Origin of the sequence: Streptomyces sp. RKND-216 (assembly GCF_004795255.1) — a bacterium.
Classification (GTDB): Bacteria; Actinomycetota; Actinomycetes; order Streptomycetales; family Streptomycetaceae; genus Streptomyces; species Streptomyces hazeniae.
In genome coordinates, this window is record NZ_SSBQ01000002.1 from 5,200,352 (window position 1) to 5,219,418 (window position 19,067).

The 19,067-nt window shown below is 73.3% G+C and carries 16 protein-coding genes and 1 pseudogene; 14 read left to right on the forward strand and 3 right to left on the reverse strand.

What is annotated here, in order from left to right; translation table 11 throughout:
* Nucleotides 1-87 precede the first annotated feature (87 nt).
* Nucleotides 88-372 carry a trypsin-like serine protease gene (locus tag E4198_RS25855; protein ID WP_348771319.1) on the reverse strand — a complete coding sequence of 95 codons (285 nt, stop codon included), beginning with the start codon at nt 370-372 and terminating at the stop codon, nt 88-90.
* Nucleotides 373-666: 294 nt separating this feature from the next.
* On the opposite strand from E4198_RS25855, the gene E4198_RS22830 reads away from it, so the two are divergent.
* From E4198_RS22830 to E4198_RS22840, 3 genes are all read left to right on the forward strand, one after another.
* The gene (locus E4198_RS22830) at nt 667-990 is read left to right on the forward strand and encodes a hypothetical protein (protein ID WP_136184807.1); all 324 of its coding nucleotides are present in this window, start codon (nt 667-669) and stop codon (nt 988-990) included.
* 18 nt (nt 991-1,008) lie between these two features.
* Entirely contained in the window at nt 1,009-1,512 is a 504-nt protein-coding gene (locus E4198_RS22835; protein WP_136184808.1) for a bacterial transcriptional activator domain-containing protein, read from the forward strand.
* A 108-nt stretch (nt 1,513-1,620) separates the two neighbouring features.
* The gene (locus tag E4198_RS22840) at nt 1,621-2,790 is read left to right on the forward strand and encodes a glycosyltransferase family 4 protein (protein WP_247597805.1); all 1,170 of its coding nucleotides are present in this window, start codon (nt 1,621-1,623) and stop codon (nt 2,788-2,790) included.
* Between the two features lie 65 nt (nt 2,791-2,855).
* Here the strand turns inward: E4198_RS22840 and E4198_RS22845 are convergent, their stop codons facing one another.
* Nucleotides 2,856-3,896, reverse strand: coding sequence for a LacI family DNA-binding transcriptional regulator (locus E4198_RS22845; protein WP_136184809.1), 1,041 nt, complete (start codon nt 3,894-3,896; stop codon nt 2,856-2,858).
* A 154-nt stretch (nt 3,897-4,050) separates the two neighbouring features.
* Here E4198_RS22845 and E4198_RS22850 point away from each other — a divergent pair, with 154 nt between their 5' ends.
* A complete protein-coding gene (locus E4198_RS22850; protein WP_247597806.1) occupies nt 4,051-5,241 on the forward strand; it encodes a beta-1,3-glucanase family protein in 1,191 nt (396 codons plus the stop codon).
* 39 nt (nt 5,242-5,280) lie between these two features.
* On the opposite strand, the gene E4198_RS22855 is transcribed toward E4198_RS22850, so the two are convergent.
* Entirely contained in the window at nt 5,281-7,092 is a 1,812-nt protein-coding gene (locus E4198_RS22855; protein ID WP_136184810.1) for a glycoside hydrolase family 15 protein, read from the reverse strand.
* Nucleotides 7,093-7,396: 304 nt separating this feature from the next.
* Between E4198_RS22855 and E4198_RS22860 the strand changes: the two genes are divergently transcribed.
* The 10 genes and pseudogenes from E4198_RS22860 to E4198_RS22905 form a co-directional block, all read left to right on the forward strand.
* Nucleotides 7,397-9,100, forward strand: coding sequence for a CTP synthase (locus tag E4198_RS22860; protein WP_136184811.1), 1,704 nt, complete (start codon nt 7,397-7,399; stop codon nt 9,098-9,100).
* Nucleotides 9,097-9,729, forward strand: a complete 633-nt coding sequence (locus tag E4198_RS22865) for an NUDIX hydrolase (RefSeq protein ID WP_136184812.1) — start codon at nt 9,097-9,099, stop codon at nt 9,727-9,729. The genes E4198_RS22860 and E4198_RS22865 overlap by 4 nt, the downstream gene beginning before the upstream one ends.
* A 269-nt stretch (nt 9,730-9,998) precedes the next feature.
* Nucleotides 9,999-12,032 (forward strand): tetratricopeptide repeat protein, encoded by a 2,034-nt coding sequence (locus E4198_RS22870; protein WP_247597807.1) that lies wholly within the window; start codon nt 9,999-10,001, stop codon nt 12,030-12,032.
* 251 nt (nt 12,033-12,283) lie between these two features.
* The gene (gene ald, locus E4198_RS22875; protein WP_136185572.1) at nt 12,284-13,402 is read left to right on the forward strand and encodes an alanine dehydrogenase; all 1,119 of its coding nucleotides are present in this window, start codon (nt 12,284-12,286) and stop codon (nt 13,400-13,402) included.
* A gap of 373 nt (nt 13,403-13,775) precedes the next feature.
* Entirely contained in the window at nt 13,776-14,960 is a 1,185-nt protein-coding gene (locus tag E4198_RS22880; protein ID WP_136184813.1) for a ParA family protein, read from the forward strand.
* Complete coding sequence (locus tag E4198_RS22885) at nt 14,957-15,631, forward strand: hypothetical protein (protein WP_136184814.1); 675 nt, start codon at nt 14,957-14,959, stop codon at nt 15,629-15,631. Before E4198_RS22880 ends, E4198_RS22885 begins: the two co-directional genes overlap by 4 nt.
* Before the next feature lie 83 nt (nt 15,632-15,714).
* On the forward strand, nt 15,715-17,025 hold the full coding sequence (locus E4198_RS22890; RefSeq protein ID WP_136184815.1) for a segregation/condensation protein A: 1,311 nt from the start codon (nt 15,715-15,717) through the stop codon (nt 17,023-17,025).
* A complete protein-coding gene (gene scpB, locus E4198_RS22895) occupies nt 17,022-17,717 on the forward strand; it encodes an SMC-Scp complex subunit ScpB (protein ID WP_136184816.1) in 696 nt (231 codons plus the stop codon). Before E4198_RS22890 ends, scpB begins: the two co-directional genes overlap by 4 nt.
* Nucleotides 17,717-18,841, forward strand: a complete 1,125-nt coding sequence (locus tag E4198_RS22900; RefSeq protein WP_136184817.1) for a pseudouridine synthase — start codon at nt 17,717-17,719, stop codon at nt 18,839-18,841. Before scpB ends, E4198_RS22900 begins: the two co-directional genes overlap by 1 nt.
* Nucleotides 18,838-19,005, forward strand: a pseudogene (locus tag E4198_RS22905) (nucleotidyltransferase domain-containing protein); the annotation flags it as partial. The gene E4198_RS22900 and the pseudogene E4198_RS22905, both read left to right, overlap by 4 nt.
* Nucleotides 19,006-19,067 lie beyond the last annotated feature (62 nt).

Consider the following 19,067-nt stretch of genomic DNA (forward strand, 5'->3'; position numbering starts at 1 on the left):
CGCGGGTGACCGGCCACCGCAGGGAGGACCGGCCGTCCGGCGCACCGCCGACGGATCCGGGGTGCTGCGGCCGTCGCTGAGCCGTGTTCAGTTGATGCGGACGTTGTAGCGGTTGAGGACCTCACGCACGGGCTGGAAGTAGGAGCTTCCGCCGCCCATGCCGGAGGTGATGCCGAATGCGGTGCGGCCGGCGAACAGAGCGCCGCCGGAGTCGCCGGAGTTCACCCTGGCGGCGGTCTGGACGAGCTGGCGCACTGCCCCTGCGGGTAGTTGACGGTGACGCCGGTGCGCTGCACGGTGCCGCAGCCGGCGCCGGACGCCTCGCCGAAGCGGCGCCCTCTTCCGCCGCCACCAGGCGCTGCGCCGGCACACCGTCGCAGCCCGGCACGCCCACGACCGCGGCGACCTTGAGGCGCTGGCCGGTCACGTCACCACACTCGTCACCGACATGGGCCGCTACCCCGGCCTCACCCCGCTCATCGCCGGGCGGCTGCGCAGCCTCCTCCCGCCCGTCGCCGACCGCGTGGCCGTCGCGCTCCCGGTAGCCGATGGCGGCGGGGACGACTCCCTCGCATCCCTTGCCGCTGATCTGCTCGCCTCCCCGGACGAGCGGGTGCGCACCTGGGCCGTCATCGCGCTCTCCGGCCGACCCTCTCCACGGGCGTTGTGCTGCTGGCCGGCCACCACGACGACAGCCCGGCCGTACGCGCCCGCGTCGCCGAGACGCTGTCCGCCGCGGCTGCCGAACCGCTGCCGGGCCTGGACCTGCGGTGCCTGGGCGGCTACGAGGTCCGGGTCGGCGCCCCCGTGCCGCCCGACAGGTGGACGTCGCTGCACGCACAGCTCATCCTCGTGTACCTGGTCGCGAACGGCGGCGCCACGCGCGACGAACTCCTCGACCTCCTTTGGCCGGAGGACGACGTGCGCCGCACCGAGGTGCGTCTGCGCAGCACCAGGCGTCTCCTCCGGCACGCCCTGCGCCCGCCCTAGCGCCCCGATGCCAACTACGTGGAGCACCGTGCCGGCTCCTACCGCATCGCCCACGAGGTGCGCGTCACCGCCGACTTCGCGCGGTTCGAGGCCCAGGTCGGGACGGCCCGGCGCAGCACGGGCCGGGCGCGCCGCCAGGCCTGCGAGGACGCCCTGGCGCTGTACCGGGGCGGCCTCCTCCCCGGCTTCGGCCAGGACTGGGTCCGCCGGGAACGCGAACGGCTTGCGCTGGACTGGCTGTGGGCGCTGGAGGGGCATGCAGCCGGCCTCCTCGCCACCGGCGCCTGCGAGGAGGCCGAAGTGCACGCCCGCCACGTCATCGGCCACGACCCGCTGCGCGAGCGCGCCTGGCGCGTCCTGATGGAGGTCTGCGCACGGCAGGACAGACGCGCCGAGGCCGTACGGAGCTACCTGCTGCTGCGCGAACGGCTGCGGGAGGAGCTGGCGACCGAATCCTCGCCCGCCACCCAGCGGCTCTACACGGCGATCACGGGAGACCGGCGGCCCGGCGCGGTCGGATGAACCCGCAGCACCTGTCAGACTGTCACGCGCCCGCGCACACCCCGCGCCCGGCACCCCGCGCCTCCCGCGCACCACCGACCGCCACCGCGTCCAGGAGCCTGCCCCGCCGTGATCCGCAGCGCCGAGCCGACCCCGCCGCCGCACGGCGGCGCCCCCGTGCACGTCGTCCACGTGCTCGGCGGCACGTCACCCGGGCTGGGGCAGGAGCCTCCGTCCGCCCTGGCCTGTCTGAGCCTTCGGGCGCTGGCCGACGGGCTGGTGGCGCACGGCGTGCGGGTCACGGTGCACGCGCCGCCCGAGGCCGGGTCCGCCTGCCCCGACGCCTCCTCGGGCGCGGCCTTCCTCCCCGCCCACGCCCGCACGGAACCGGAAGCGGTCATGGCGCTGCGCTCGGCCCTCACCGGCGCCGACCTGGTGCACGCCCACGGGCTGCGGGCCGCCGCCCTGGCCTCCCTCGCCCGGGACCTGACACGCCGACGGGTGCCGCTCGTGGTCGGCTGGCACGAGCGCGAGCCCGTCGACGGTCCGCGCGAAGGGCTGCTGCGCACGCTGGAGCGGCGGGCCGCGCGGGCAGCGGCCGTCGTCCTTTGCCCGACCCCGCGCCAGGTCGACCGGGCCCGGCGGCGCGGTGCCCGCGACGCGCGCCTCTCACCCGTCACGCTGCCGGTGCCGGCGACGCCCCCGTGCGGCGCGGCGGAGAGCCGGGACAAGACCCGCGCCGAGATCGGCGCCGTGGACCGGCCCCTGCTGTTCTCCCTGGGCCGCCTCGACGCGCGGCACGGCTACGGCACGGTCGTCGCGGCGTCCCGCGCGTGGCGCGGCCTGAAGCGGCCGCCGCTCGCCGTCGTTGCCGGGGAGGGCCCCGAACGGGCGGCGCTGCAACGGCAGATCGTCGCCGAGAACCTCCCGGTGACGCTGCCCGGCCGACGGGACGACGCACTGGACCTGCTGCGGGCCTCCGACCTGGTCCTGCTGCCGGAGGGCGGCGCGTCGGCGATGCTCCTCGCCCAGGAGGCGCTGCGCGCCGGGGTCCCCGTCGCGGGAGCCACCCGGCGGGGTGAGGGCGCCCGCGAACTCGTCGGGGAAGCGGGGGCACTGACCGAGCCCGGCGACGCGACGGCCTTGGGCGAGACAGTCGCGGAACTGCTCCGCGACCCGGTACGGCTCGCCCGGCTGCGTGCCGCGTGCGCCGAGCGCGCCGCCGCCCTCCCGACCGGAGAAGAGCGCGTCACCCATGTGCTGGCGGTCTACGACGAGCTCCTGGGCCTCCGGCGCTGACGCACCCCCTCGCGCCGCCGTCGGGGCGGGGGCGCCCGAGAACGTCGTCCGGCGCGCGTCGCGCCCTACGTGCTGGAGGCGCGGACGACGAGCTGGGCCGGGGTGACGACCGGGGTGGGAAGCGGGCCCGACGGGGAGGGGTCCAGACGGCGCAGCAGCAGTTCGGCCATCATCCGCCCCATTCCCTCCACGTCCTGACGGACCGTCGTCAGCGGGGGGTCCGCCCACGCCGCGGGCTCCAGGTCGTCGTAGCCGACGACCGCGACGTCCTCCGGCACCCGGCGCCCCGCCGCGCGCAGCGCGCGCAGCGCGCCGGACGCCATCAGGTCCGATCCGGCGAACACCGCGTCCAGCTCCGGCTCACGAGCGAGCAGTTCGCGCATCGCCCGTTCGCCGCCCTCGGCGGTGAACGCGCCGTGCGCCTCGCCCGCGCCCGCAGCCCCTGCGGCGGCCAGCGCGTCCCGGTGCCCCTGGAGGCGGTCCAGCGCCGAGGTCTGGTCCAGCGGGCCGGTGATGACGGCGATGCGGCGCCGGCCCCGCTCCAGCAGGTGTGCGACCGCCTGCCGGGCGCCGCCCCGGTTGTCGGTGTCGACGTACAGCAGGTCGGGGTCCTTGTCCGCGCCCGGCCAGCCGGGGCGGCCGCCGAAGACCGTGGGCAGCCCGGACTCCGCCGCCATCGCCGGAAGCGGGTCCTCGGAGTGCAGCGAGAACATCAGGGCGCCGTCGACGTGGCCGCCGGAGAGGTAGCGGCCGATCCGCGCGTAGTCCCGGCGGTGTTCCAGCAGCATGAGCAGCAACTGGGTGTCCCGCTCGGACAGTTCGCGGCTGATGCCGCGCAGTTGCTGGGAGAAGAACGGGTCGGAGAACACCCGCGTCTCCGGTTCGGCGATGACCACGGCCACGGCTCCGGTGCGGCGGGTCACCAGGCTGCGCGCGGCGCTGTTCGGCACGTAGCCCAGCTCCTCGACCGAGCGCTGCACTCTCTCGCGGACCTCGGTCCGTACGCCGGGGCCGCCGTTGACGACCCGCGAGACCGTCGCGCGGGAGACGCCCGCATGGGCGGCAACGGCCTCCAGGGTGGGCCGGGAACCGCGGACACCGTGCACGTCGAACTCCTATCCGTCGTCGGCCCTTGACGCTACCGCGAGCGCGCGGCATGGTGCATGACCACGGCGTGAGAGCGCTCTCAAGAAGGCGCGGTTCCGCCGGAAAGGCCCCACCCCTCCCGAAATCGACCCCCACCTGCGAGAGGTGAATGACATGGGCACGATGAACAGCCGCTTCACGCGGCGGATGTTCCTCGGCGGCGTCGCCGCCACCGCCGTCTCCGCCGGAACAGCGGCCGGCCTCGCCACCGCCGGCACCCCGCGCTCCGCACCCGCGCGCGGGACCGCGGCGACGATGGACCTCACCGTCGTCAACGAGACCGGCCGCTACGGCAACGCGGACATCCGTCTCTACGTGGTCGGCAACGACGGCACCCGCCAGGTGCGCCTGACCCCCGAGGGCACCGTCGCGCCCGTCGCCCTGTCGGACAACGGTCCGGACGGCTACACCGACTACGCCATCCCCCTCGCGGCCGGCGGCGCGACGACCCTGACGCTGCCGCACATGTCCGGCCGCATGTACGTCGCGCTCGGCGCGGACCTGAAGTTCAAGGCCGTCCGCGACGGCAACGGCAACGCCGCCCTCGCCTACCCCGCGGGCTGGGTCTCCGGCGACCCCAACTACGACGTGCTGCACGACTGCGCGGAGTTCACGTTCAACTCCGCCGGCATGTTCTGCAACACCACCATGGTCGACATGTTCAGCGTGCCGCTGTCCATCCGCCTCACCGGAGCGGCCGACCAGACCACCGGCACCCTCCGCCCGGGCGGACGGGCGCAGATCTTCGACGCGCTGCGCGGCAGCGGACCGTTCTCGTCCCTGGTCGTCGACGACCGGCGCGTCATCGCCCCCGGCCACGGCCTGGACGCCGGGCTGTTCCCCGCCGACTACTTCGGCGGCTACATCGACCGGGTGTGGGACACCTACGCCTCCCGCGACCTGCGGGTCACCACCAACGCCGGGACGTTCACCGGCCGCGTCTCCGGCGGGAGGCTCTCCTTCACCGGCCCCGCCAACGTGTCCTTCGACCGGCCCTCGACACGCGACGTCCTCTTCTGCGACGGGGCGCTCGCCGCCCCCAACGACGGCACGACCGGCCCCGTGGCCGCGATCCTCGGCGCCGGGTTCAACCGCACCACCCTGGCCGCGCACGCCGACCAGCCGACCGGCGACCCCGGCGGCTTCTACCAGGACGACCCCGCGCACGCCTACGCCCGTGCGATGCACGAGGCCACCGAGGACGGGAAGGCCTACGGCTTCGCCTTCGACGACGTCGGAGGCTACGCCTCCTACATCCAGGACGGAGCTCCGCGCTCCTTCACCCTGACGCTCACGCCGTTCTAGGCCGGCCCACGGCGCATCAGGCGTCCGCGTACGGCGGCGTCAGCCGCCGTACGCACCCGAGGCGGTCAGCCGCAGTGCCGTGTCGATCAGCGGCACGTGGCTGAACGCCTGCGGGAAGTTCCCGACCTGGCGGCCACGCACCGGGTCCCACTCCTCGGCGAGCAGCCCCAGGTCGTTCCGCAGCGCCAGCAGCCGGTCGAACAGCTTCCGCGCCTCGTCCACCCGGCCGATCATCGCCAGGTCGTCCGCCAGCCAGAAGGAACACGCCAGGAACGCGCCCTCGTTGCCCTCCAGGCCGTCGACGTTCGTGTCACCCTCCTCACTGGAGGTCGGGTAGCGCAGGATGAAGCCGTCGTGGGTGGACAGCTCGCGCTGGATCGCCTCGACCGTGCCGATGACCCGCTTGTCGTCCGGCGGCAGGAAACCCATCTGCGGGATGAGCAGCAGCGAGGCGTCCAGCTCCTTGGACCCGTAGTACTGCGTGAAGGTGTTCCGCTCGGCGTCGTAGCCCTTCTCGCACACCGTGCGGTGGATGGTGTCGCGCAGCTCCTGCCAGCGCTCCAGCGGGCCGTCGACGTCACCGGTCTCGATCAGCTTGCAGGTGCGGTCCACCGCCACCCAGGCCATCACCTTCGAGTGCACGAAGTGGCGGCGCGGGCCACGCACCTCCCAGATGCCCTCGTCCGGCTCGTCCCAGTGCTCCTCCAGGTAGTGGATCAGCCTGAGCTGCAGCAGCTGGGCGTAGTCGTTGCGGGCCAGACCGGTCATGTGGGCCAGGTGCAGTGCCTCGGTGACCTCCCCGTACACGTCCAGCTGGAGCTGCCCCGCCGCGCCGTTGCCGATGCGCACCGGCGCCGAGTTCTCGTAGCCCGGCAGCCACGTCAGCTCCCGCTCACCGAGGTCGCGTTCGCCCGCGATGCCGTACATGATCTGCAGGTGCTCCGGGTCGCCGGCGACCGCGCGCAGCAGCCACTCCCGCCAGGCCCTGGCCTCCTCGTGGTAGCCGGTACGCAGCAGCGACGAGAGGGTGATCGCGGCGTCCCGCAGCCAGGTGAAGCGGTAGTCCCAGTTCCGCGAGCCGCCGATGTCCTCCGGCAGCGAGGTGGTCGGGGCGGCGACGATGCCGCCGGTGGGGGAGTAGGTCAGCGCCTTCAGGGTGATCAGTGAACGCACCACCGCCTCGCGGTACGGCCCGTGATAGGTGCAGTGCTCGACCCAGCGCCGCCAGAACTCCTCGGTGTTGCGCAGCCCGGCCTCCGGTGTCGGAAGCGGCGGCGGCTCCTTGTGCGAGGGCTGCCAGCTGATCGACAGGGCGATCCGCTCGCCCGGCGCCACGGTGAAGTCGGCGTACGTGGTGAGGTCCTCGCCGTACGTCTCCACATCCGTGTCGAGCCAGACCGAGTCCGGGCCGGCCACGGCTACCGAACGGCCGTCGACCTTGTGCATCCACGGCACCACCCAGCCGTAGGAGAACCTCATCCGCAGGGCGGAGCGCACCGGCACCCGGCCGCTCACGCCCTCGATGATCCGGGTCAGCTGCGGCGTGCCGGTGCCCCGCGGCGGCATGAAGTCGATCACGCGCACGGTGCCGCGGGCGGTGTCCCACTCCGATTCCAGGACCAGCGACTCGCCGCGGTACCGCCGGCGGGTGGCCGGCGGCGGGGTGCCGTCGGGGGAGTGGGCCGGGCCGATCCGCCAGAAGCCGTTGTCCTCCGTCCCCAGCAGACCGGCGAAGACCGCGTCGGAGTCGAAGCGGGGAAGGCAGAGCCAGTCGACGGAGCCGTTCAGGCAGACGAGGGCGGCCGTCTGCATGTCTCCGATCAGTGCGTAATCCTCGATGCGCCCTGCCACGTGCGTCTCCAGTCGAGCTGCGGTTCACGCGCCGCGGGGCGCGTATACGTCCATCCTGCCCATGCGAGTGTCCGGGCAGCATACGTGCCGTGCAATGTGATTCGTCCGACCTCGCGGTCCATCCCTGGACCGCCACGGTCACAGCCTGCCACTGATACCCTGGTGGCCCGTGGACCGGTGGGCACGGAATCGGCATCCGATCCCGAGACGGCAGCCCCCCGACCGCAGCGACGGTACCCCTGCGCGACCTGCCTGGTAGCCGGTGCGCACCCCACCAAGCGACCACGGGAGCCCCCTCTTGGCCATGCCGAACCGACCTTCGTCGTCCGTGACGACCAAGCACCTCTTCGTCACCGGGGGTGTCGCCTCCTCGCTCGGCAAGGGGCTGACCGCCTCCAGCCTCGGAGCGCTGCTCAAGGCGCGCGGCCTGCGGGTCACCATGCAGAAGCTCGACCCGTACCTCAACGTCGACCCGGGCACGATGAACCCCTTCCAGCACGGCGAGGTGTTCGTCACCAACGACGGCGCCGAGACGGACCTGGACATCGGCCACTACGAGCGGTTCCTGGACGTCGACCTGGACGGGTCCGCGAACGTGACCACCGGCCAGGTGTACTCCTCGGTGATCGCCAAGGAGCGGCGCGGCGAGTACCTGGGGGACACCGTCCAGGTGATCCCGCACATCACCAACGAGATCAAGAACCGCATCCGCCGGATGGCCGCCGACGACGTGGACGTCGTCATCACCGAGGTCGGCGGCACAGTCGGCGACATCGAGTCCCTCCCCTTCCTGGAGGCCGTCCGCCAGGTCCGGCACGAGGTGGGCCGGGACAACGTGCTGGTGGTGCACATCTCGCTGCTGCCCTACATCGGGCCCTCCGGCGAGCTGAAGACCAAGCCCACCCAGCACTCCGTGGCCGCGCTGCGCAACATCGGTATCCAGCCCGACGCCATCGTGCTGCGCGCCGACCGCGAGGTGCCCGTCTCCATCAAGCGGAAGATCTCGCTGATGTGCGACGTCGACGACGCCGCCGTGGTCGCCGCCATCGACGCCAAGTCGATCTACGACATCCCCAAGGTGCTGCACTCCGAGGGCCTGGACGCGTTCGCCGTCCGCAAGCTCGACCTGCCCTTCCGCGACGTGGACTGGACGCAGTGGGACGACCTGCTGCGCCGCGTCCACCAGCCCGACCACGAGGTGACCGTCGCGCTGGTCGGCAAGTACATCGACCTCCCCGACGCCTACCTCTCCGTCACCGAGGCCATCCGGGCCGGCGGCTTCGCGAACAACGCCCGGGTGACCATCAAGTGGGTCACCTCCGACGACTGCCGCACCGCCGCCGGCGCCCGCGAGCAGCTCGGTGACGTGGACGCCGTCTGCATCCCCGGCGGCTTCGGCGAACGCGGCGTCGAGGGCAAGCTCGCCGCCATCACCTACGCGCGCGAGAACCGGGTCCCGCTGCTGGGCCTGTGCCTCGGCCTCCAGTGCATCGTGGTCGAGGCCGCCCGCAACCTCGCGGGCATCGACGGCGCCGACTCCACCGAGTTCGACCAAGGAGCAGCCCACCCGGTGATCTCCACCATGGAGGAGCAGCTCGACATCGTCGCGGGTGAGGGCGACATGGGCGGCACCATGCGGCTCGGCCTCTACCCCGCCAAGCTCGCCGAGGGCTCCCTCGTGCGCGAGGTCTACGGCGGCGAGCCCTACGTCGAGGAGCGGCACCGCCACCGCTACGAGGTCAACAACGCCTACCGCTCGGAGCTGGAGAAGAAGGCCGGACTGGTCTTCTCCGGCACCTCCCCCGACAACAAGCTGGTCGAGTACGTCGAGTACCCGCGCGAGGCCCACCCCTACCTGGTCGCCACCCAGGCCCACCCGGAACTGCGCTCCCGGCCGACCCGCCCGCACCCGCTGTTCGCGGGCCTGGTCCGGGCCGCCGTCGAACGGCAGGGTGGCCGGCCCGGGCAGGTCGCAGCCGACCGTACCGCCGAGGAGGCCGGAGCGTGACCGACCGCCTCGCCGACAGGGCCGAGGAATGGCCCGTCGTCGGCACCGACGTCCCCTTCCGCGGCAACAAGACCAGCGTCCGCACCGACGAGGTGGAGATGCCCGACGGGCAGGTCGTCGGGCGCGACTACCAGGTGCACCCCGGGTCGGTGGCTGTTCTCGCCCTGGACGACCAGGACCGGGTGCTGGTGCTCAGCCAGTACCGCCACCCCGTGCGGCACACGCTGTGGGAGATCCCGGCCGGCCTGCTCGACGTACCCGGGGAGAACCCGCTGCACGCCGCTCAGCGCGAGCTGTACGAGGAGGCGCACGTCAAGGCGGAGGACTGGCGGGTGCTGGTCGACGTCTACACCACGCCCGGCGGCTGCGACGAGGCCGTGCGCATCTTCCTGGCGCGCGGCGTCACCGACGCGGAGGGCGAACGCTTCGCGGTCAGCGAGGAGGAGGCCACCATGGAGCAGGCCCGGGTCCCGCTGTCCGATCTGCTCTGCGGTGCGCTCGCCGGCGAGCTGCACAACAACTGCCTCGTCGTCGGCGCGCTCGCCCTGCACGCCGCCCTCACCTCCGACGGTCTCGACGCGCTCCGGGCCGCCGACGCCCCCTGGCCGGCGCGGCCCTTCGAGGCCTGACCAGGGAGTGTGATCCGCCCGTCCCGTCCCGTCCCGCCCGACGTCTCGTGTCCCGTGCGCACGCACCTGACGCCTCGTGAGGTCCATGGCCCGGTGCAGTGATCCTCGGGAACCGTCGGGCCGCCCGCCCGCCGTGCGCGTCCTTCCGGGACGCGCACGGTGAACTACGCTCGACGGGTCCCCGCCCGCTCCGCGCGGCGGGTCGTACGCCCCCGCACCCCCGGCGCGGAGGGTTCCCCCACAGGCGCAGGCGGACGGGAGCATGGCCCGTGACGGAGCAGGCGGTGCGGCACGGCACGCCGACGGCGGGCGGCCGCCCCGACGGAGGATGTTTCTTCGTCGGACGGGACCGGGAACTGCGGCGGCTCCGCACCGATCTGGAGTCCGCCGGACTCGGCACCCTCGCGGGCCGCCCCGCCCCGCACAGCCGGGTGCTGCTCGTCGCCGGGCGGCCCGGTTCCGGGCGCACCACGCTGGCGGAGGCCTTCGTCCGCGAGGTTGCCGGACGCTACCCCGACGGCGTGCTGCGGGCCCGGCTCACCGACCCCGGCGGCATGCCCGTGCCGACCGAACGCACCGCACGCGACCTGCTGACCGCGCTGGGCGCCGGGGGCGCACCCCCCGGCGCCGACCCCGACGACCTCACCGCCGTGCTCCGCAGCGAACTGGCACGGCGACGGGTGCTCCTGTTCTGCGACGACGTGGCCGCCGCCGAGCAGCTCGGCGAACTCGTCCCCGAGAACCGCGACTGCCTCGTGGTCGCCGTCGCCTCCGGCCCCCTGACCGGCGTCCCCGACATCCGCCCCTGCGCGATGGGCGGAATCGACCGGGCCGCCGCCGTGGAACTGCTCCGCAGCCGCGTCGGCACCTCGCCCCGGCTCACCGTGGACCCGCGGCGCGCCGAATCGCTCGCCGAGGCCTGCGGCGACCTCCCCGCAGCCCTGCGCATGGTCGGCGGCTGGCTCGCAGCACGCCCCAAGCTCTCCGTCTCCGACGCCACCGCCCAGCTTCTCGGCACCCCGGACGGCCATCCGGACACCGGCGGCACCTCCGGCACCCGCACCCCCGACTTCCTGGCTCGCGCCTTCCACCTGGTCGCCGGCTCCCTGCCGGCGCCCGCCGGCCGGCTGCTGCGCTTCCTCGCCGTGGCGCCTGCCGGATTCGTCGACGCGCAGCACGCCTCCGCCCTCACCGGCTGCTCGCCGGAGACCGCCGAGGAGACGCTGCACCGGCTGCACGCCCTGGGCCTGCTGCACCACGCCGCGCCCGGCTGCTGGACGGTCCCCGGCTGCCTCGACCCGCTGTTGCGGGCCGAACTCGACGCCCGCGAACGCCCGGCCGAGGTGATGCTCGCCCGCGCTCGCATGCTGGAGCGCACCGTACGGCGGCTGCACGCCTGCCGCGCCGTCACCGAGCCGCCCGGGTCGCCCGCCCGCACGAAACTCGCCGGGATGCCGCGCCCGCTGCGCTTCGACAGCGCCCGCGAAGCCCGTGACTGGCTGGAATTGCGGCGGCCCTCGCTCCTCGCCGCGGCCCGCCTCGCCGTCGCCGAAGGCGCCGGCGAACTCGACACCCTGCTCCGCCGCCTGGTGCACGCGCTGGGCCGTTGCTTCGCCGCGCACCGCACCCCCGAGGAGGCCGCACCCGAGGTTTACCGGCTCCAGGAACTGGCCCTCCAGGTCGCCGAACGCCGCGCCCTGGAGCCCGATCGCGCCGCCGCCCTCCTCGCCCTCGCCGACATGGACGCCGCCGCCGGACGCCTCGCCGCCGCCGGCGACCGCTACCGGCGGGCCCTGGACGCCGCCCGGGCCTGCCGGGACGGCGTCGCCGCCACGGTGATCCCGGAGCGCCTGGGCGACACCCACGGACGGCTCGGCGACTGGGCGCGCGCGGCCGACTGGTACGGTCGCGCGCTCTCCCTGCGCGAGTCCGCCGGCGACCCGCACGAGGTCGCCCGCCTGCACGGCCTGGTCGCCGACGCCCAGGCGCGGAACGGCGACACCGGCGAGGCCCTGCGCACATGGCGTGCGGCCGCCGCCCTGCACCGCAGGCTGCGCGACCCGGCAGGCCGCGGACGCGCGCTCGGCGAGGTCGGCCGCCTCCAGCAGCGGCGGGGCCGGCCCGACGAGGCGCTGCGCAGCTGCCGGGAGGCGCTCGCCGAGGCGCGCCGGGCCCGCGACCCGCTGCTCCAGGCGGAGCTGCGGATGTGCCTGGCCGACGTGTGCGACGCGGCGGGCGACCCGGTCGCCGCCGCGCGGCACCGTTCCGCGGGTGAGGAGCTGCGCGACCTTACCGAGCGGTAGGGCGAGGGCGTGCGGGCCCGCGTGGTGGACCCAAGGTGGCAGCCGCGTCACCCCTGGTGCCGACCTGCGAAATCAATAGCAGGATCGGAAAAGATTGACCCATTGCAAGGCTAGACAGTGCGGCATCCTTCATTAGACTGGCTGCGCTGTGGCCGTTCCGCCTGCATCCGGCATCCACCCCTCTATGCTGAGATGGCAGGAAACGGGCCTGGCCCTTCTCCTGCATCCCCGAAGCAAGGACCGTGATCGACGTGAAGGTCGGCATCCCCCGCGAGGTCAAGAACAACGAGTTCCGAGTGGCCATCACCCCGGCCGGCGTCAACGAACTCGTGCGCAACGGCCACCAGGTCTACGTGGAGCTCGGAGCCGGCCTCGGCTCCTCCATCGCGGACGACGAGTACACCGCCGCCGGGGCCACCATCCTGGCCACCGCCGACGAAGTGTGGGCCACCGCCGACCTGCTCCTGAAGGTCAAGGAGCCGATCGCCGAGGAGTACCACCGGCTCCGCAAGGACCAGACGCTCTTCACCTACCTGCACCTCGCCGCCTCCCGCGACTGCACGGACGCACTGCTCCAGTCCGGCACCACCGCGATCGCGTACGAGACCGTCGAGACCGCGAACCGGGCGCTGCCGCTGCTGGCCCCGATGTCCGAGGTGGCCGGCCGGATCGCCCCGCAGGTCGGCGCCTACCACCTGATGCGCTCGGCCGGCGGTCGTGGCGTGCTGCCGGGCGGCGTTCCGGGCACCCCCGCGGGCCGCGCGGTCGTCATCGGCGGCGGCGTCTCCGGCTGGAACGCCACCCAGATCGCAGTGGGCATGGGCTTCCACGTCACGCTCCTGGACAAGGACATGAACAAGCTGCGCGAAGCCGACCGCATCTTCGGCACCAAGGTGCAGACGGTCGCCTCGAACGCGCTGTCCCTCGAACAGGCCGTCCTTCAGGCCGACCTGGTCATCGGGGCCGTGCTGATCCCGGGCGCGAAGGCCCCGAAGCTGGTCACCAACGAGCTGGTCTCCCGCATGAAGCCGGGAAGTGTCCTTGTCGACATCGCGATCGACCAGGGCGGCTGCTTCGAGGACTCCCGCCCCACCACCCACGCCGAACCCACCTTCCAGGTGCACGACTCGGTCTTCTACTGCGTCGCCAACATGCCCGGCGCGGTGCCCAACACCTCGACCTACGCGCTCACCAACGCGACGCTGCCCTACATCGTCGAACTCGCGAACCGCGGCTGGCGGGACGCCCTGCGCCGGGACGCCGCTCTGGCGAAGGGCCTCAACACGCACGAGGGCCAGGTCGTCTACGGTCCCGTCGCGGAGGCGCACGGCCTGTCCTCCACCGTGGACCTCTCCACGCTGCTCGGCTGACAAGTCGACCTGGGCGGCGACGGGTCAATGTCCGTCGTCAACGTCACCGACGCCGTGTCACCGGCCGGGCTCCGACACTCGGGGCCCGGCCGGTCGTGTGAGCTGCGGGCGCCCGCCGGTCGCACGACCGGCTGTCGAGCGGGTCGACTCGAGCGGAACTGTGCTGTTCATCCGTTACGTGCCGCCCGGAAACCTCGCGCGCAGAGCCGTGACGCCCTTGACAGCGGGACGTTCACATGCCGACGGATCGCACCGTGTCCGACGGTTTGTGTTGCTGCGGGGGGCCGACACGCCATAGAGTCACCAGTCGTCGGCACGGTGCACGCTGACCTTGTCCATAAGTTTCCTGGTCGCCTAGGAGGTAGAACGACTTGTGAACGAGTCGACATTCACTCCCGGGGGTGGTCAGCCGGGAGCGTCGGTAGCGGGACGGGGCGCCACGGGGCCAGAGGCTGTCGGCTCCGTCGCCGTTCGCACCTTCACCGCCCGCCAGGGCACCCAGCCGCACTCGACAGCCCACCAGAGCATGGACGGTCACCACGTGAACGCCTCGGCCGGCGACGGCACGGACCACGCATCCGGCGACCGCTTCGCCGACTACGACCACAACGCCCCGGACCTGCCGGAAGGTCATTTCTACGACCCCGACGCGGAGTTCGAGCCGGACCCCGAGTACGCGGCCACCCTCGCGCCCGACGCGGCCCGCCAGCGCCGCGAGCGCATCGGCCCCACCGGCCGTCCGCTGCCGTACTTTCCGATCCCCGGCCCGGTCAACGAGCACGGCCCGGCGAAGATCATCGCGATGTGCAACCAGAAGGGCGGGGTGGGCAAGACCACCTCGACCATCAACCTGGGCGCCGCGCTCGCCGAGTACGGACGCCGCGTGCTGCTCGTGGACTTCGACCCGCAGGGCGCGCTGTCCGTCGGGCTGGGCGTGAATCCGATGGAACTCGACCTGACGGTCTACAACCTGCTCATGGAGCGGGGCATGTCGCCCGACGAGGTGCTGCTCAAGACGGCGGTCGCGGGGATGGACCTGCTGCCGAGCAACATCGACCTCTCGGCTGCCGAGGTGCAGCTCGTCAGCGAGGTGGCCCGCGAGTCGACGCTCCAGCGTGCCCTCGCCCCGCTGCTGCCCGACTACGACTTCATCGTCATCGACTGCCAGCCCTCGCTCGGTCTCCTCACCGTCAACGCGCTGACCGCCGCACACAAGGTGATAGTGCCGCTGGAATGCGAGTTCTTCGCCCTGCGTGGCGTGGCGCTGCTGACCGAGACCATCGAGAAGGTGCAGGAGCGGCTCAACCCGGAGCTGAATCTGGACGGCATCCTGGCCACCATGTACGACTCCCGCACCGTGCACAGCCGCGAGGTCCTCGCGCGGGTCGTCGAGGCGTTCGACGACAGCGTGTACCACACGGTGATCGGCCGTACCGTCCGCTTCCCGGAGACCACCGTCGCGGGCGAACCGATCACCACCTACGCGTCCAACTCCGTCGGTGCCGCCGCCTACCGCCAGCTCGCCAGGGAGGTGCTCGCCCGGTGCCACGCCGAGTGAGTCTGCCGGCAGCCGACGAACTGTTCCGTACCACCGGGGGATCCGCGGTCCAGCCCTCCACCCCACCGCAGCCCGGCGGCGCCCCACGCGTCCCGGCGCCCGGCGGTGAGCACGCCCCGGCGGTGGACGACGCGCCGTCGGCCGACTCGCCCGGCGACCGCGCGGGCGATCGGCCCACCACCGGGCGCGCCGCGGACGCCGGACCCGCCGAGCACGGCACGCGCAGCACGGCCCGGCCGGGGCGCGGTGCCGTCCCCGGCCAGAACTCCGGTGGCCCGAACGGCCGTTCGGGCTCCGGCACCAACGGCACCTCGTCCGGCGGCGGACCGACCGCCACGGCCGCGGGCGGCGCCCCCGTAAGCACCGGAGCGGGCGGGCCGAACCGCTCCGCCGCGGGCATGAACCGCCAGCCCGAGGGAGCGGCCACTCCGCGCCGCAGCCGGGCCGCACGGCGCCCCAGCGGGCGGGAACGCCACGACGAGAAGATCACGGTCTACGTGTCCGCCGAGGAACTGATGGACCTGGAACACGCCCGGCTCGTCCTCCGCGGCGAACACGGACTCGCCGTCGACCGCGGCCGTATCGTCCGGGAGGCGGTGGCCGTCGTCCTCGCCGACCTGGAGTCCCGGGGCGACGCCAGCATCCTGGTCCGCCGTCTCCGCGGCCGATGAGCACGCCGCTCCGGGGAAACGCAGGTCCAACGGGGTGACACCGGCCGTCTGACACCGGTCGCGCCCAGTACGCTGCCCCGCACATGCCCACACCTGACGACCACGAGCCGCCCACCCGGGCCTCCCGCCGCCCCCTCGGCCGCGGCCCCGGCGCACCCTCCGCGCGCCCGCACGTGGCGGCCGACGGCGCGGCGCAGGCTTCCGAGGCCGCCGACGAGCCGCCCGCCGCCGCTCGGCGTCCCGCGCCGGACCCGGACCCGGAGCCCGCCTCTGCGCCCGGTGCGCTGCAGGAGGCGACGGCCACCGACGCCGTCCACGTGCACCACGAGGAATCGGAACCGCCGCGCGACGACGCGGTACGGCCCGCCACGGAGACCTCCGACGACGACGGGGACGCCGGCGGCGCGAGAGCCGTCACGTCCTCCCCTCCGCCTCCGGCGGAGACGAACGCCGCGGACGCGACGGAGATCACGGAGTCCTCCGCCACACAGACCCAGGACGCGGACGAGGGGGAGCGCGCGGAGGCCGTCGACGACGGCCGGTTCACGGTCCGTCTGGACAACTTCGAGGGGCCGTTCGACCTGCTCCTCCAGCTGATCTCCAAACACAAGATGGACGTCACCGAGGTGGCGCTGTCCCGCGTCACCGACGAGTTCATGGCCCACATCCACGCCATGGGCCCGGACTGGGATCTCGACCAGACCACCGAGTTCCTGGTCGTCGCCGCCACCCTGCTCGACCTCAAGGCGGCGCGGCTGCTCCCCGCGGCCGAGGTGGAGGACGAGGGGGACCTCGCGCTGCTCGAGGCCCGTGACCTGCTCTTCGCGCGGCTCCTCCAGTACCGCGCGTACAAGCGGGTCGCCGACATCTTCGCCGACCGACTCGCGGCCGAGGCGCGCCGCCATCCGCGGACGGTCGGCCTGGAGCCCCACCACGCCGAGCTGCTGCCCGATGTGGCGCTCACCATCGGGCCCGAGGGGTTCGCCAGGCTGGCGGTCAAGGCCATGCAGCCCAAGCCCAAGCCGCAGGTGTACGTGGAGCACATCCACGCCCCGCTGGTCAGCGTCCGGGAGCAGGCCGAGGTGGTCGTGGCCCGGCTGCGGGAGCTCGGTGAGGCGAGGTTCCGGGACCTGGTCGCCGACGCGCCCGACACGCTCACAGTCGTCGCCCGTTTCCTCGCCCTCCTGGAGCTGTACCGCGAACGCGCCGTGGCACTCGACCAGCCCGAGGCGCTCGGTGACCTGACCGTGCGGTGGACCGGCGGGGCGGCGACCGGCCGTCCGCTGGTCACCGACGAGTTCGACCAGGGACCGCAGCCGCAGCCCGGGACGCCGCCCGGGCAGAAGCCGGAGCAGGAACCCGAACCGGAGCCCGAGAAGGAGCCGCAGCCATGAGCGAGGAGACCTACGACGTCCTCGAGCAGGACGTGCCCGCCGTCCCGGAGGCGACGGACGGGACGGCGCCCGCGGGTGGCGACCGCGTCGCCGAACTCGAGCTCAAGCCCGCGCTGGAAGCGGTGCTGATGGTCGTCGATGAGCCCGCGACCGAGGAGCATCTCGCCAAGGTGCTGGACCGCCCGCGCCGCGCCGTCGCCGACGCGCTTCGCGAGCTCGTCGACGAGTACGCCGTCCAGCGTCGCGGCTTCGACCTGCGGTTCGTCGCCGGGGGCTGGCGTTTCTACACCCGCCCCGAGTACGCCGACGCCGTGGAACGGTTCGTGCTCGACGGCCAGCAGGCCCGGCTCACCCAGGCCGCGCTGGAGACCCTGGCCGTCGTCGCGTACCGTCAGCCGGTCAGCCGTTCGCGGGTATCCGCCGTGCGCGGCGTGAACTGCGACGGCGTGATGCGCACGCTCCTCCAGCGCGGTCTGCTGGAGGAGGCGGGCACGGAACCCGAGACAGGTGCGATCCTGTACAGGACGACGCACTACTTCCTGGAGCGGATGGGCCTGCGCGGCCTGGACGAGCTACCGGAACTCGCGCCCTTCCTCCCGGAGGCGGACGCGGTCGAGGGGGACACCCAGGAGGGCATGCCGTCGTTCGACGTAGACGACAGCGGCGACACCCAGACGACGACGGAACATTGATGCGAAGCAGCGGCAGGAACCCCGGCGGCGACCGTAACCAGCGCGGCGCGGGGAACAAGAGGGACGAGAAGCAGCAGCGGACGGGCAAGCCGCGTCCCGAGGAGCGCCGCTACGACACCGGCGGCGCCGGATCGGGCAGGAGCACGCCCGGAGGCAAGGGTGCTCCGGGAAGCAAGGGCGCCCCCGGAGCCAAGGGCCGCCCTGCGGGCGGGAAGGCCGGCGGCAAGGCCGGGGGCAAGGGAGCGGCACCGAGGAGCACCACCCGCAGCGGCGCCCCCAAGACGCGCAATCGCCGCGCATCCGCCCCGGCGCGTCCGCGCGAGTACGAGGCGCAGATCGAGGAGCGCAACCGCGCCCGTCACAGCAAGCCGCAGGTCACGCTGCCGAAGACGTTCGGTGAGGTGGACGGCGAGCGACTGCAGAAGGTCCTCGCCCGCGCGGGCATGGGCTCCCGCCGGGCCTGCGAGGACCTGATCGAGCAGGCCCGCGTCGAGGTCAACGGCAAGATCGTCGTCGAGCAGGGCCTCCGGGTCGACGCCGACAAGGACGAGATCAAGGTCGACGGCCTCACCATCGCCACCCAGTCGCACCTGTTCTTCGCGCTCAACAAGCCGGCCGGCGTGGTCTCCGCAATGGAGGACCCGGACGGCCGCCAGTGCCTCGGCGACTACGTGCAGAACCGCGAGACCCGGCTCTTTCACGTCGGCCGCCTGGACACCGAGACCGAGGGTCTGATCCTGCTCACCAACCACGGTGAGCTGTCCCACCGCCTCACCCATCCCCGCTACGGGGTGCGGAAGACCTACCTGGCCGCGATCCAGGGTCCGCTTCCGCGCGACCTGGGCAAGCGTCTCAAGGACGGCATCAGGCTGGAGGACGGCTACGCCAAGGCCGACCACTTCAGGGTCGTGGAGAACACCGGCAAGAACTACCTCGTCGAGGTCTCCCTGCACGAGGGCCGCAAGCACATCGTGCGCCGCATGCTGGCCGAGTCGGGCTTCCCGGTGGAGAAGCTGGTACGCACCCGCTTCGGGCCCATCGCACTGGGCGACCAGAAGTCCGGATGGCTGCGCCGCATGACCAACACCGAGGTCGGCATGCTGATGAACGAGGTCGGCCTCTGACCCTCACCTGGCTGCCGGACCTCGCCCCCGTCCTGGCCGAGCAGCAGCGGGACGGCCACCCGCTGCTGTTCGCCACCGTCTCCGGCGCCCGCCTCTACGCCTTCCCCTCCCGCGACTCCGACGTGGACCTGCGCGGCGTGCACCTGCTGCCCGCCTCCGCACTGCCGGATCAGCCCTCGGCCCGGGACGCGCTGCACGACCTCGTCGTCCGCGCCCGGCTCGGCGA

Excerpts from the sequence above, each read along its gene's own strand:
- E4198_RS22900 (WP_136184817.1), top strand. The coding sequence starts at position 17,717 with ATGCGAAGCAGCGGCAGGAACCCCGGCGGCGACCGTAACCAGCGCGGC.
- E4198_RS22860 (WP_136184811.1), top strand. The coding sequence starts at position 7,397 with ATGCCGAACCGACCTTCGTCGTCCGTGACGACCAAGCACCTCTTCGTC.
- scpB (WP_136184816.1), top strand. The coding sequence starts at position 17,022 with ATGAGCGAGGAGACCTACGACGTCCTCGAGCAGGACGTGCCCGCCGTC.
- E4198_RS22890 (WP_136184815.1), top strand. The coding sequence starts at position 15,715 with ATGCCCACACCTGACGACCACGAGCCGCCCACCCGGGCCTCCCGCCGC.
- E4198_RS22850 (WP_247597806.1), top strand. The coding sequence starts at position 4,051 with ATGGGCACGATGAACAGCCGCTTCACGCGGCGGATGTTCCTCGGCGGC.